Origin of the sequence: Peribacillus sp. NPDC046944 (assembly GCF_050272735.1) — a bacterium.
Classification (GTDB): domain Bacteria; phylum Bacillota; class Bacilli; order Bacillales; family DSM-1321; genus Peribacillus.
This window is the reverse complement of the sequence record NZ_JBNNML010000001.1, coordinates 392,560-407,455: the sequence shown is the minus strand read 5'-3', so window position 1 is coordinate 407,455 and position 14,896 is coordinate 392,560. Positions and strand designations below refer to the sequence as shown.

Here is a 14,896-nt window from a genome sequence, read left to right as displayed (position 1 = left end):
ATAAGATGTTCAAAAAAGTATTGATTGCTAACCGAGGTGCAATTGCTGCACGAATCGTTCGAACATTAAAGAAAATGAATGTACAATCTGTCGTCGTTTATACAACGGCCGATCAGGACAATACGTATGTAGCTGAGGCAGACGAAGCCATTTTCATCGGCGATGGGCCTGCAAAAGAGAGCTATTTAAATGCGGATTTAATTTTAGAAAAGGCACGTGCCGTTGGTGCTGAAGCGATTCATCCAGGCTATGGCTTTTTAAGTGAAAATGCCGCATTTGCACGTGATTGTATGGCGAGTGGCATTGCTTTTGTAGGACCTAAACCTGAACAAATCGAACAATTTGGCTTAAAGCACTCAGCACGTCAACTTGCAAAAGAAGCGCAAGTACCGTTACTGCCCGGTACGCATTTGATTGAGGATTTAGAAGAAGCACTAGCATCCTCTACAAGGATTGGCTATCCAGTGATCTTAAAAAGTACGGCTGGTGGCGGTGGCATTGGCATGAAAGTGTGTGAGGATGAGCAAGCATTGCGTGAGGCGTTTGAAGCAGTGACGCATTTAGCAGAGAAGAACTTCAATAATGGTGGTGTATTTGTTGAAAAATATATTGCAAGTGCACGCCATGTAGAAGTGCAGGTCTTTGGTACAGAGACGGAAATTGTGGCATTGGGCGAACGGGATTGCTCATTGCAGCGCCGCAACCAAAAAGTAGTGGAAGAGACACCCGCACATCTATTGAATGAAGCGGTTCGTGAAAAGATGTTGGAAGCTTCCATACGTTTAGCGAAACTAGTGGGCTATCGTAGTGCTGGTACGGTGGAATATTTATACGATCCTACGAGTGATCAGTTTTATTTCTTGGAAGTGAACACGCGTTTGCAAGTAGAGCATGGTGTCACGGAAGAAGTCACAGGTGTAGATTTAGTGGAATGGATGATTAAAGAGGCAGCCGGGGAGTTGGCGAATCTTTCCACACTCGTATCATCGCCACAAGGTCATAGCATGCAAGTTCGCATTTATGCTGAAGATTGTTTTAACCAGTTTCAGCCAAGTGTCGGGACGATAGATGATATCGTATGGCCAGCGGGTGTCCGCATCGAAACTGGCATCCAAAAAGGCGGTACCATCTCAACGTATTATGATCCAATGGTTGCCAAAGTGATTGTCCATGCCGATACGCGTGAGGATGCCATTACAAGGTTACAGCAAGCATTATCTGAAATGCGTGTATATGGTGTGACGACAAACCTGCAATATTTAGAGCAAGTATTAATGGAAGAATCGGTGCGGTCAGGGGCCGTTTATACGAAGCTATTGGAATCTTTTTTACCAGAGGAAGCAAGTATTGAAGTGTTAGATGGCGGGATTCAAACGACGGTACAAGATTTTCCGGGGCGAACAGGACATTGGAACGTCGGAGTGCCGCCATGTGGTCCGATGGATAGCTATGCATTCCGCATCGGCAATCAGTTACTTGGCAATGCCGTCGACGCACCAGGCTTAGAATTGACACTGCGTGGCGGTGGTTATCGCTTCCGTGCACCGATGACTATTTGTTTAACAGGGGCCGATATGCAAGCGACGCTCGATGGGGTGCCAGTTGCACGTTACGAAACGATTCAAGTAGCTGCGCAACAAGTACTGTCACTAAAAGAGGCAGAAGAAGGCATGCGCAGTTACTTGCTCGTGGCAGGGGGACTTGATATGCCGAAGTATCTAGGCAGTGCCTCGACGTTTACGCTTGGTGGCTTTGGAGGACACAATGGCCGACCACTACATACAGGTGATGTGTTACGCGTTAATGCGGCAGAACCCGTTGTACCGCGCGCCTTACAAGTCGAAGCTCAGCAACACTATACACATGAGTGGGAAATTGGCGTTATTGCTGGTCCTCATTGCACGAAGGAATATTTAGAAGCAGCCTACTTAGAAGAGCTGACGGCAACCAACTTTGAAGTGCATTTTAATAGTTCCCGGACAGGGGTGCGGCTCATTGGTCCCACACCGAAGTGGACACGTAAAGATGGAGGCGAGGCAGGCTTGCATCCATCGAATATTCACGACAATGCCTATGCGATTGGTACCCTGGATTTAACAGGTGATATGCCGATTTTACTAGGCCCGGATGGACCGAGCCTCGGCGGTTTTGTTTGTCCAGTGACGACGGCTTCGGCAGAGTTTTGGAAGATCGGTCAGTTGCACGCGGGTGATACGGTACGCTTTAAATTATTATCAGTAGACGAGGCCAATGCTCTACGTAAAAATCAAGAGCAATTTTTAGAGGAATTAACGGTCACCTCGTTTGAAGAGATGAACGATGTAGGGTATATGGAACAAGCTGATCCAGAAACGGCGATTTTATTCAGAAGCGAGAAAGGCCGCTTCCCGATGGTTATCCGTGCAGATGGGGATGAAAATTTGCTTGTGGAATATGGCGATATGGTTCTGGATTTACTATTGCGTTTCCAAGCCCATCTGTTAATGGAGGCGATTAAAGAGCGCACTGATATTCCAGTGATTGACCTCACACCAGGTATCCGCTCCCTGCAAGTGCATATTGATTCAACGAAAATGACGCTAATGGAATTATGCCGTATTATAGACGAGCTAAATCAAGCATTACCTGTGTTGGAAGAAGTTGAGGTACCTTCGCGAATCGTCCATTTACCCTTGTCATGGGACGATCCTTCGACACAATTAGCCATCGAGCGTTATCAAAAAAATGTCCGCCCGGATGCACCTTGGTGTCCGAGTAATATCGAATTCATCCGCCGTATGAACGGTCTTGGAGCAATTGATGATGTTCGTCGTATCGTGTTTGATGCCAATTATTTAGTGATGGGGCTTGGCGATGTATATCTTGGGGCACCCGTTGCCACACCACTCGATCCGCGGCACCGTCTCGTAACGACAAAGTACAATCCTGCGCGGACATGGACGCCTGAAAATGCAGTTGGGATTGGTGGCGCATATATGTGCGTATATGGCATGGAAGGACCTGGTGGCTATCAATTCGTTGGCCGTACGGTCCAAATGTGGAATCGCCTTAGAGCAACAAAAAGTTTTACAGAAGGAAAGCCATGGTTATTACGCTTCTTCGATCAAATTCGCTTCTATCCAGTAGCAGAAGAAGAATTAGGAATAAAACGCCAACAATTTTTACGTGGTCAATTTGAGGTCAAGATTGAAGAGACAACATTCAAACTCCGTGACTATATCAGATTTTTGGAAGAGGTTAAAGTCGAAACGCAAAGCTTTAAACAAACTCAACAGCAAGCGTTTGATACAGAGCGTGAGCGTTGGCGCGACCTTGGATTAGACGAATATGTAGCAGAGCATCATGAAGCGGTGAATGTCGATAGCGATGTGCCCGAAAATAGCGAGGCCATCCGCTGTACATTACCGGGGAGCATATGGAAAGTACTTGTTGAAGCAGGCATGTATGTAAGAAAAGGGGAAGTATTGCTAGTTGAAGAAAGTATGAAAATGGAGTTTCCGCAGGTTGCCCCATTTGATGGCATAGTGAAACAAATTTATGTTTCTCCTGGAGACGAAGTACAAGCCAATCAATTAATGGTAGCCCTAGAACCCATAGAAGTGGAGGTAAAAGATGATGAATCCATTATTATCTATCAATAATTTACAACAAGCTTATGCAGATGGTAGCTTGACGCCACGGCAAGTAGTCACCGATATTTTACAGCGTGTGGAAGACTATACGGCGAGTACGGTATTTATTGTTCCCCCGACATGGGAACGACTGACGCCTTATGTTGAAAAATTGGAACGAGTCAATATGCAGGACTTTCCGTTATATGGAATTCCATTTGTCATTAAGGATAATATTGATTGGGTTGATGTCGACACAACTGCGGCTTGCCCAACCTATGCCTATACACCTACTGAAAGTGCGACTGTTGTCCAACGTTTAATTGATGCTGGTGCGATTCCAATTGGCAAAACCAATTTAGACCAGTTTGCAACGGGGCTGATCGGCACGCGTAGTCCATATGGTGTCGTGAAGAACGCCTTGAACGAAGAACTGATCAGCGGGGGCTCCAGCTCGGGTTCGGCAGTCGCAGTGGCACTAGGATTTGCGAGCTTTGGTCTTGGTACGGATACAGCGGGTTCGGGCCGCGTACCAGCCGCATTAAATGAGTTGTATGGTTTGAAACCAAGTCTAGGTGCTTGGCCCGTGAAAGGTGTGGTACCGGCATGCGAAAGTTTAGATTGTGTGACGGTATTTGCGACTGAACTGCAAGATGTCTATTCAGTAGATGCCGTTGTACGCGGGGAAGATGCAGCTGATATCTGGAGCCGTGCCGTACCATTAGCCCCCGCTGCAAATCCATCTGTTGTGTGTTTGCCGAAAAACGACTTAACGTTTTTTGGCCCATATGCGCAGGAATATGAAGCGGCCTGGAATCGCACGGTGCAACGTCTGGAAAATGGGAACGCGCCGATCCGTTATATAGATGTGACGTACTTACAAGAAGCGGCAGCCATTTTATACGACGGTCCATGGATTGCGGAGCGCTGGTCTGCGATTGGGGATTTTGTAGAGGAGCATCCTGATGAAATCTTCGATGTTACGCGCCAATTACTACGTGAAAGCGAAAATCAAACGTATCGTGCCACTGAGCTATTTCAGGCAATGCATCGTCTACAAGCATTAAAGAAACGTGCGATGCTAGATTTAGAGAACGCGGTGCTTGTTTTGCCAACAACAGGTGGTACGTGGACGATTCAACAGGCAAAAGAAGACCCGATTTCAACAAATCAACAATTGGGCTTGTATACGAATCATTGCAATTTGCTCGATTTGGCAGCGATTGCTGTTCCGGCAGATCATGCAACCACAGACGTTCCTTTTGGCATTACGCTATTTAGCCGCTTCGATGAAGAGCATTTATTAAAAGGACTGGCCACTACTATTGAGCGTGGCAACACAATTCCCGTTGCCGTATGCGGACTTCATATGCGTGGCTTTGCATTAGAGCACCAAATGCTAGAATGCCAAGCTACCTTTGCCTATCAAACAACAACCGCTTCTACCTATCGATTATATCAATTAGCTACACAGCCAGCTAAACCTGGGTTAGTTCGGAGTGCAGGAGGTGTCGCCATAGAAGTCGAGGTATGGGATATGCCAATTGCACAGCTCGGTGCCTTCATGCAACGGATTCCTGCACCGCTTGGAATGGGAAAAGTCCAGCTAGCAAACGGTCTTGAAGTTCTTGGTTTTATTTGTGAGCCAGATGCAATCGAGCAAGCATTGGATATTTCTTATACCGGTGGGTGGCGTTATTTAGAAACGACATCGATTGAATAAGTAGTGGAATTCTGTAATGTTGGGAACAATAACGAATCTGACTGGTGAGTTGTAGTTAGAATTTGAATAATGAAGGAAATACCTATATATTTATCACTGAGTCACATATGCGACATAGGCTATTTTTAGAAAAGCTCGGAGGAGAATATTATGAAAACGATTAGTACAGAACAAGAATATCGTGAACAAATCAAACAAGATGAATTAACGGTCGGGATTTTCACGACAACATGGTGCCCGGACTGCAAGCGTCTGGATATGTTCATCGGTGACATCACAGCAGAACATCAAGACAAGAATTGGTTCACCATCGATAAAGACGAATTCCCGGAAATCGCGGAAGAACAGACTGTCATGGGAATCCCTTCATTATTGGTATTCAAGAATGGTGAAAAAATCGCCCACCTGCACAGTGCGAACGCTAAAACTCCTGATCAAGTGAATGAGTTTTTAAATAACCTATAATAATAAGCACGGAACCTACCCTCGCATGATGTCATGTGGGGGTTATTTTTCGTTTATGTGAATAGGATTAAATAGTTACGCAGTATACAAAATTTCAGACATTCAACAAGCCACCGATCTGGCGATTGGGAGCTAAAGATTCGATTCAAGATATAGTCGATGTAACGAATTAAAATGTCCCCCACTAAAGGGGCATTTTTCTTTTGTTTATAACTCCTCAATTTTTTTGAAGAGATCGGTGTAAAGTTGATCTATGTTCTTTTTATCGTCTAAATAAAAGTACCAAGCATCCTCTTTATTTACATGATCATCATGCAAATAAATGGTCGTATGAGAACCATTCGTTAAAGAATCATGGGCCGTTTCATAAGTAAGGCCCTCCGTTATAAAGGGATCGTGCTTTTTACTAGAATCGAAGAAGACAATCGGAATGTCTGAACTTCTATAAACGTTCACAAATTTATCGTCTGATGCTCCTTCAAAAACGTCGGGTGCTAACAGAACGGCATCAAAGTCAGTTTCGATTCTTGCAATATCTTTACTTAATTTGTCTAATGATAGCGATTTAACAGAAATACTATTATTTTTAAATTCAGGTGTTTCGCCAATTACTGCAATGTTCAAAGGTGCTCCATCGTACTTCACCTCACTATTCGAACAAGCAGCCAATACGGCAACCACGCCTAAAAAAAGGATGATCTTTTTCATATGCAACCTCCTTATTAATGGAAATCTTTTTTTCTTTCCTCAACTTATTACTCTACAAATATTTTCAAAAACCTTGCTTACATAACATTCCTTTTTGAAGGATAAAGTATATTCCTGAAAATCCTATCATTTCAATTATGTTACATAAATATTAATTATTTTACTATTAGATTAAGAGAACTTAACAATAGTCATAATCTTAGGCAAATACACAATTATGTCATAAAAATAGTTTAAAATACCTATATCAGAATACTAATTATAACCGATATTTAAAATAATGTAATAAAAATAATACTTTAGTAGGGAGAATGATATGAAAAAGTTACTTATACCGACTTTCTGTTTCGCAGTATTGAGTACTGTTGCTTTTGAAGAACATATATCTGCAGCTCCACTATCAGCCGAACAAAAAACGATAGAAACGATAAAATATGTGAATGTGAGCTCAGGGTCGCTGAATATGCGGAAAAGCGGTAAGGAAAGCGCAACCGTGGTGGCAAAGCTAAGTAAAGGCACGAAGGTTACGGTCTATTCGGAATCCAAGGGCTGGGCTAAGGTCAAGGCAAATGGAAAAGAAGGATACGTGAGTACCGCTTACCTTTCCACAAAAAAGCCAGGAGCGGTTAAGCAAGCAGTGACTGCCACCGTCAAAACGACGACAAAATACGTGAATGTGAGTTCAGGATCGCTGAATATGCGGAAAAGCGGATCCGCGAGCGCGAAAATTGTCACGACGCTAAGCAAGGGTACCAAAGTAACGGTGTATTCAGAGTCAAAAGGCTGGGCAAAGATCAAAGCGAACAATAAGGAAGGCTATGTGAATACAACCTACCTTTCGACAAAGAAGCCAGGAGCGGTTAAGCAAGCAGTGACTGCCACCGTCAAAACGACGACAAAATACGTGAATGTGAGCTCAGGGTCGCTGAATATGCGGAAAAGTGGATCCGCGAGCGCGAAAATTGTCACGACACTAAGCAAGGGCACGAAGGTAACGGTGTACTCGGAGTCAAAAGGCTGGGCGAAAATCAAAGCGAACAATAAGGAAGGCTATGTGAATACAACCTACCTTTCCACAAAGAAACCCGCCACGGCAACAAAGGCTTCCACCACCGTTAAAACGACGACAAAATACGTGAATGTGAGCTCAGGTACGCTGAATATGCGGAAAAGTGGATCCGCGAGCGCGAAAATTGTCACGGAATTAACCAAAGGCACCAAAGTAACGGTGTATTCAGAGTCAAAAGGCTGGGCGAAGATCAAAGCGAACAATAAGGAAGGCTATGTGAATACAGCCTACCTTTCCACAACGAAACCAGTCACGGCCAAACCAGCGTCCACTCCGGTTAAGACGACGACAAAATACGTGAATGTGAGCTCAGGTACGCTGAATATGCGGAAAAGTGGTTCGGCGAGCGCAAAAATCGTCACCGAATTAACCAAAGGCACCAAAGTAACGGTCTATTCAGAGTCAAAAGGCTGGGCGAAAATCAAAGCGAACAATAAGGAAGGGTATGTGAATACGACCTACCTATCTACAACGAAACCAGTCACGGCCAAACCAGCGTCCACTCCGGTTAAGACGACGATAAAATACGTGAATGTGAGTACAGGTACGCTGAATATGAGGAAAAGTGGTTCCGCAAGCGCGGCAATCGTTACCGAGCTAACGAAAGGGACGAAGGTAACGGTGTATTCGGAGTCCAATGGTTGGGCAAAAGTCAACGCGAACAATAAGGAAGGCTATGTGAATACAACCTACCTTTCCACAACAAAGCCTGTACCGGAAACGGTGACACCCGTCAAAGTTATAAAATATGTAGATGTTACCTCAGGTACACTCAATGTAAGGAATAAACCGGCAGAAACCGCCTCTATCATTGTGAAATTGGCGAAGGGTGTAGAGGTTACAGTTCTTTCTGAATCGAATGGCTGGTCAAATATTGAAGTATATGGTGGAGAAGGCTATGTGAGCTCGCAATACCTTTCCACGACCAAACCGACTTCAATAGAGGAAAAGCCGGAGCCTACCCCTTCCATTGAGGAAAACACGCTCATTAAATTCGTGAAGGTGAACGATGGATCTAATCTGAATATGCGATCTGCAGCCTCAACTTCTGCCTCTATCGTGGCTATGCTTACCAATAATACGGCAGTTACGGTGTATTCTGAATCTGGTGGTTGGTCAAGAGTTTCGGCAAATGGGAAGACGGGATTTGTAAGCTCACAGTATTTAGTGGACACGGCTGCAGAAACTCCGGGTAATGCCACAGGTACGGTCATTAAGGATTATACGGATTATGGCCTGACGATCGACAAGATGGTAGATTTGCAGATGGCCGTCAATGCCCAAACAGATAAAAGTTACCAAACCTACATACGTGAAGACGGTATTATTTTGACTTCTTCTACTAAAGGTACGGTCAATGGATCAGGCTGGCGCGTAAGGGGAGGAGCCGGTCCGGATAACTGGGTAGTCGGTTCCGTTAGCAATAATCAGTCTCTTACAATCAAATCGAAGGTGAAAGGCTCTGACGGTTATTACTGGTATGAAGTCGATATTAATAAAACCTGGGTCAATGCGAGTCCAGAAGATGTGAAATATCATCTGAATCCAGATAATTTCGAGAATGACCCAGTTAACTCGTTTCAATTTGTCAAACTCTCTCAAAGTGCGAACCTGAACGCTGCCGAAGTGAATAGTAGAATCCTATCCGGCAAAGGAATCTTAGAAGGACAAGCAGCCACCTTCATGACGGCAGGGGATAAATATGGAGTCAATGATATTTATCTTATTTCACACGCATTATTGGAAACGGGCAAAGGGACTTCACCATTAGCAACAGGCGTTATGGTGAATGGAAAGACAGTCTATAATATGTACGGAATCGGAGCGTATGATGGAACGGCAGTAAGCAGCGGCGCGCAATATGCCTATAATGCAGGCTGGTTCACTCCGGAGGCGGCCATCATCGGCGGTGCAGAATTCATCGCCAAAGGGTATATTTCCACAGGGCAAGATACCTTATACAAAATGAGATGGAATCCCGCTGGGGCAAGCACTTATGGATATGCCACCCATCAGTATGCAACAGATATCGGCTGGGCCGTAAAGCAAGTAAAACAGATTTATAATTTATATAGCTTGCTAGATTCCTATAATCTAAAGATGGATATTCCTAAATATAAATAAAACAAGAAAACCACATGAAGCTACATCATGTGGTTTTCTATTTCACCATTTATCTACGAAAAGGCATATTTATCTTCGAAATCGTCCCATTTATCTTCGGAAAGAGCGGTTTTATCTTCGGAATTTGCCATTATATCAATTTTTCGACAAGATTCTTCCATATTATAAGTAAGGCTCAGGGTTCATTATTTAATAGCTGAGGAGCAATGAATTTTAGGGTATAATCGAGTATGTTAATATATGTAAAATGTAGGAGGGGAATCCTATCCAAGATAAAATTTTGTTAGTGGAAGATGATGCATCCATTCAGGAAATGGTAGAAAGCTATTTAATAAAAGAGGGTTTTATTGTGGTGACAGCTTGTGATGGAGAAGAAGCTATAAAAAAATTTATGCAAGATTCGTTCGTGTTCATCATTCTTGATATTATGATGCCAAAGATAGATGGGTTAGAAGTGATGAAATGGATCCGTGAAAGAAGTGCAATCCCTATTTTAATGATGTCTGCTAAGGATACAGATGTGGATAAGGCAATTGGGTTAGGACTCGGGGCGGATGATTATATTTGTAAGCCATTTTCCATGATTGAATTGTCCGCACGGGTGAAGGCTGGAATTAGGCGTTCGACTACTTATTCTGCCCCACAAAAAACGCAGGATGAAATTATACAAATTGGAGATTTGAAAATAGATACGATTAATTTTACTGTTTGGAAGAACGATGAAGTCATTAAACTAACCTCTAAAGAATTCGAATTATTGAAGCTTTTTGCGAAGAATGGCAATCGCGTTTTCACCAAATCCCAAATTTATAATCTACTTTGGAATGAAGAATATTTTGGCGATGAAAATGTTATTAATGTTCATATGAGAAGGCTGCGAGAGAAGATCGAGGATGATCCATCAAACCCAAAATTCATTAAAACATTATGGGGAATCGGTTATAAGCTGGAAGTGATGTAAATGGTGCTTTTTTTACTGATGATCATTATCCTATTATTGGGTATTATTTTCTTTCAATATCGCGTTCAGAAAAATAGAGATAAAAACCTACGATACATATATACGAAGCTAGAGGCTATTTTAGAAAAACAAACAGGTGAAAAACTATTAGTAGTAACAGATGATAAAGAATTACAAAAGTTATTAGTTGCCATTAATCATATATTAGTAGCGAATCAAATCAAAAATGCCGAGCATGCCAAGGTAGAGATGTCCATGCGCAAGATGCTCTCTAATGTATCGCATGATTTAAAAACGCCACTGACGGTTGTCCTGGGATATGTAGAAATTTTGCATACCGAACCTACGATGGAGGAGGATGAGCGGCAGGCCTTACTGAAAAAGCTGCATGTGAAAACGCTCGAAGTGACGGAGCTCATTCATAAGTTCTTTGATTTGGCGAAACTAGAGTCCGGCGATCAAGAAATCGAGCTAACAAGAATCAATATGAATGAAGTCTGTCAGAACAATATATTATCGTTCTATGACTTACTCACGTCGAAAGGCTTTTCCGTTCAGATCGATATACCAAAAGAAAATCTTTATGCTCTTGGTAATGTAGATGTATTAAGCAGGGTGTTAAATAATTTAATCTCGAATGCGATAACGTATGGGGAGGACGGAAAAACGCTGGGTATGACTTTAAGAGGGGATGAACAGGTGGTATGCATTGATATCTGGGATAAAGGAAAGGGAATTTCCCATTCTCATATCGACAAGGTCTTTGAGCGTATGTATACATTGGAGGATTCAAGAAACCACCTTTATCAAGGGAGCGGACTTGGCCTGACCATCACGAAAAGGCTTGTGGAAGCATTAGGTGGGGAAATCCATCTTTCCAGTGTGCCATTTGAAAAAACGGTATTTACGATCATATTAAAACGAATGATATTTTAGCTTGTAGAAAGAGGAATTCTACAAGCTTTTTTGTGCCCGACTTACGAAACCTTTTTGTTAAGGCAGATTTATTTACAAAATTGATTTCCATCCGCTTTTTCTCTTTAACTTAAGGAATTTGTAAGAATTGAGTAAGAAAAAAGAGAAGTCCGTTTCGTAAAATGTAAGTAAGCAGCGAAAGGAGATAATAAAATGTCCTATATAGTAAAGACAAATCAACTGACAAAGGTATATGAAGGGAAAGAGGTTGTTGCAGGGGTCAATATGCATGTAAAGAAAGGTGAGGTCTACGGTTTTTTAGGACCCAACGGTGCTGGTAAAACAACGGTCTTGAAAATGATTACAAATCTAATCAAGCCTACAAGCGGTGATATTGAAATCTTTGGGGAGAAATTAACGAACACATCCTATGAGGTACTAAAACGAATGGGTTCGATTGTTGAATATCCTATTTTCTATGAAAAACTAACGGCCAAGGAGAATCTATATTTGCATTGTGAATACATGGGCCATTATGACAAGAAGTCCATTGACCAGGCGTTAGACCTCGTGAAATTGCACAATATCGATGACAAAAAAGTAAAAGACTTTTCTCTTGGAATGAAACAAAGGTTAGGAATTGCCAGAGCGATCACGACCAAACCGGAGCTGTTGATTTTAGATGAACCCATTAATGGCTTAGATCCCATTGGCATTAAAGAGTTACGCGAGCTATTCAACATGCTGTGTAAAGAATATGGCATTACTTTATTGGTTTCTAGTCATATTTTAGCTGAAATGGAACAAATGGCAGATACCATTGGGGTCATTCGCAATGGGCAGCTAATAAAGGAAGTGTCAATGAAGAGTATCGTTATGGAACAAACGGATTATATTGAGGTGACGGTTCAAGACATTAAAAAGGCAGCTTATATAGTAGAGAATCATATCGGGATAAAAAATTTCAAAATCATGAGTGAACAGATGATTCGCATTTATGAAAGGAACGCAAAGCAGCAAGAAATATCAAAGGCACTCATTATGAACGATATTGAGATTGAAAGCATCAACAAGAAAAATAGCTCTTTGGAAGAATACTTTCTTAATCTAATGGAAGGAGTGGAAACACATGCTTAATTTAATGAAGTTAGAACGTATGAAGATGAAACTTGGCTGGTACGTAAAAGGAGCGGTTATGGCAAACGTCCTGATAATCGCCTTACTTAGTTTCGCCATGTATACAGCACAAGTGGAAGGAGAATTATTCGTTGCTTCGCATCAAGAAGCCTTTATACTAATCGGGGCAATTGTAAGAGCTACATTTATCATATTCGCCGCAGTATTGATTGCGAAAATGATCATTGAAGAATATTCAAACAAAACGATCCTGATTCTGTTCTCCTATCCAATCAATCGAAAGAAAATCATTGCTAGCAAACTGCTAATTATAGGGGCTCTGACATTCATCACGATGTTATTGTCTAACATCATCGTTGTGGGTTCATTTTCTATCATCCATCATTATATTCCTCTTGTACCCTTTCAAATCACAATGCAACAGTATGTGGGAGAAGTCATAAAAATGGTCCCATATTCGATCGCTACAGCGGGAATAAGCTTAATTCCATTGTATTTTGGGATGCGAAAGCATTCTGTTCCAGCCACAATCTGTTCCTCTATTATAGTGGTGATGATTGCTTGTTCCTCCTACCCATCATTCTCATTGGTTACTTTCATTCCTCTTCAATTAGGGCTCGCGGCCGTCGGGGTGGCCATTGCTTACTTTTCGATTCGAACGATCGAGAAAGAAGATTTGGTTTAATTTAAAGGACTTCATCCTTTGTTAGCTGCCTTTAAAGCTAACAAAGGATATTTTCTTTGTTCATATAATACGGTTAAAGGTGCATAGACAACTAGATGTCTCAATGGAACCTGAAAATATGGAGAATTCTTATAGTTCTCCGAGGTGAAAAATAGTAATATTATACTATTCTGATGGTTTAATGATGATATAGATATACACCCTCTCAAAATTTCACTGCCATGTTTTTTCAAGGTCTACCATGCAAATGGAGGGAAAGGGGAGTTCCATGCAAAAAAAAGCAATCCGGAAGTTATTTAGTCTATGGACGGGAGAGTTGACGGCAACGGTCCTTTTCGCCGTCTTGTGGTTATTATTCATTCAGCAACAGAAATGGGCGGATCCTTACTTGATTTCATTTCCCCCTATCTATGCTTTTGTTGTGCTGGAGTTCATCTTGTTTCAAGGGAGCCTCTATTGGTTTTTGAAATGGACACAAGCGAAGCAAAAGAAGTACATCGGGCTGCCTTCTGCTCAACTACGCATGTTTCTGTTGTTTAAAAAGATCAATTTCGTACTAATCTTGATAGGAGCACTCGTTTTGCTCTACCAAATCATTACCTTTTCGGTTGGTCATTATTGGTTCACTTTTCTTTATGCTTTCGCCATCATTGAACATATCAATTACTACCATATCAGGCTTTCCTATCAGACTTCGGAAGAGTTAAGGGAGTTCTTTCATCAAAAGAAATTCCGTCCTTCCATCCTGGCAAAGGAATTGGCAATGCTAAAGGTAAAGGTGGATTAATTATGGTTACGAATAAGAAAACTGCAATCGAGCGTTCTTTAGATCTTGCTTCCATGATTCTACTTATCATCATTTTTGTCTACATATGGTTCAAGTGGTCTGCCTTGCCGGATAGCATCCCCATAAATTCGATTCATCTGGTTTGGTTTCCCAATGGGGAGACAAGAAAAGCATATTAGGGCTACCATTAATAGGACTAGCAGCATATGGTGTGTTTAGTCTAGTTGAAAAGTTTCCTGATAACATCAACTTACGAATCTATAAAAGAGAAAATAAAGAGAAGGAATTGAAGTATAATCGGACAATTGTAAATGCCATAAAAAATGCCATCGTCATTGTTCTGGTCCTCGCTAACTGGCAAATTATTGAAGGACTTTATAAGATCAATGGGTGATTCTTCATGAAGAAGGATTGCTTTTTTTGTGTGCCAGACATGTTCATTTACGTTAGGGGTGCCCTAGATAGGTGAACTATTAGCCGAAAGCGAGGGTGTTCACGATGACATGGAATCTGAAGGAAGCTCGAGGCAATTCCTGTGTACACCGGTGGAAAAAATGGAAGAGACTCGAACTTAATATAGATACCTGATGCATAAAGAAGGGCTAACTCCCCAAAGAGATAGTAGCTATACCGTGAATTCAAAGAAAGCATGGATTTAGTTCAAGTGTATTACTATTGTACTATAAAATCACTCCATTTAATTTTGAATAG

At 41.9% G+C, this 14,896-nt stretch carries 12 protein-coding genes; 11 read left to right on the top strand and 1 reads right to left on the bottom strand.

Going from position 1 to position 14,896, the window contains the following annotated elements; genetic code table 11:
* Positions 1 to 5: 5 nt before the first annotated feature.
* The 3 genes from uca (at position 6) to ACQKIC_RS02075 (ending at position 5,799) form a co-directional block, all read left to right on the top strand.
* The gene (gene uca / locus ACQKIC_RS02085) at positions 6 to 3,641 is read left to right on the top strand and encodes an urea carboxylase (protein ID WP_427590885.1); all 3,636 of its coding nucleotides are present in this window, start codon (positions 6 to 8) and stop codon (positions 3,639 to 3,641) included.
* A complete protein-coding gene (locus ACQKIC_RS02080; RefSeq protein WP_427668514.1) occupies positions 3,616 to 5,334 on the top strand; it encodes an allophanate hydrolase in 1,719 nt (572 codons plus the stop codon). The genes uca and ACQKIC_RS02080 overlap by 26 nt, the downstream gene beginning before the upstream one ends.
* 150 nt (positions 5,335 to 5,484) lie before the next feature.
* A complete protein-coding gene (locus ACQKIC_RS02075; RefSeq protein WP_402874112.1) occupies positions 5,485 to 5,799 on the top strand; it encodes a thioredoxin family protein in 315 nt (104 codons plus the stop codon).
* A gap of 207 nt (positions 5,800 to 6,006) precedes the next feature.
* Here ACQKIC_RS02075 and ACQKIC_RS02070 read toward each other — a convergent pair whose 3' ends face one another.
* Complete coding sequence (locus tag ACQKIC_RS02070) at positions 6,007 to 6,507, bottom strand: membrane lipoprotein lipid attachment site-containing protein (protein ID WP_427590883.1); 501 nt, start codon at positions 6,505 to 6,507, stop codon at positions 6,007 to 6,009.
* A 316-nt stretch (positions 6,508 to 6,823) separates the two neighbouring features.
* Between ACQKIC_RS02070 and ACQKIC_RS02065 the strand changes: the two genes are divergently transcribed.
* From ACQKIC_RS02065 to ACQKIC_RS02030, 8 genes are all read left to right on the top strand, one after another.
* Positions 6,824 to 9,700 (top strand): SH3 domain-containing protein, encoded by a 2,877-nt coding sequence (locus tag ACQKIC_RS02065; protein ID WP_427590881.1) that lies wholly within the window; start codon positions 6,824 to 6,826, stop codon positions 9,698 to 9,700.
* Between the two features lie 265 nt (positions 9,701 to 9,965).
* A complete protein-coding gene (locus ACQKIC_RS02060; protein ID WP_403080476.1) occupies positions 9,966 to 10,661 on the top strand; it encodes a response regulator transcription factor in 696 nt (231 codons plus the stop codon).
* Entirely contained in the window at positions 10,662 to 11,597 is a 936-nt protein-coding gene (locus ACQKIC_RS02055; RefSeq protein WP_427590880.1) for a sensor histidine kinase, read from the top strand.
* Positions 11,598 to 11,789: 192 nt separating this feature from the next.
* A complete protein-coding gene (locus ACQKIC_RS02050) occupies positions 11,790 to 12,713 on the top strand; it encodes an ABC transporter ATP-binding protein (RefSeq protein ID WP_403080417.1) in 924 nt (307 codons plus the stop codon).
* Entirely contained in the window at positions 12,706 to 13,398 is a 693-nt protein-coding gene (locus ACQKIC_RS02045) for an ABC transporter permease (protein ID WP_403080418.1), read from the top strand. Before ACQKIC_RS02050 ends, ACQKIC_RS02045 begins: the two co-directional genes overlap by 8 nt.
* Positions 13,399 to 13,666: 268 nt before the next feature.
* Entirely contained in the window at positions 13,667 to 14,185 is a 519-nt protein-coding gene (locus ACQKIC_RS02040) for a hypothetical protein (RefSeq protein WP_403080419.1), read from the top strand.
* A 2-nt stretch (positions 14,186 to 14,187) separates the two neighbouring features.
* Positions 14,188 to 14,364 (top strand): hypothetical protein, encoded by a 177-nt coding sequence (locus ACQKIC_RS02035; RefSeq protein WP_427590879.1) that lies wholly within the window; start codon positions 14,188 to 14,190, stop codon positions 14,362 to 14,364.
* Positions 14,328 to 14,579 carry a hypothetical protein gene (locus ACQKIC_RS02030; protein WP_427668512.1) on the top strand — a complete coding sequence of 84 codons (252 nt, stop codon included), beginning with the start codon at positions 14,328 to 14,330 and terminating at the stop codon, positions 14,577 to 14,579. The genes ACQKIC_RS02035 and ACQKIC_RS02030 overlap by 37 nt, the downstream gene beginning before the upstream one ends.
* Positions 14,580 to 14,896: the final 317 nt, after the last annotated feature.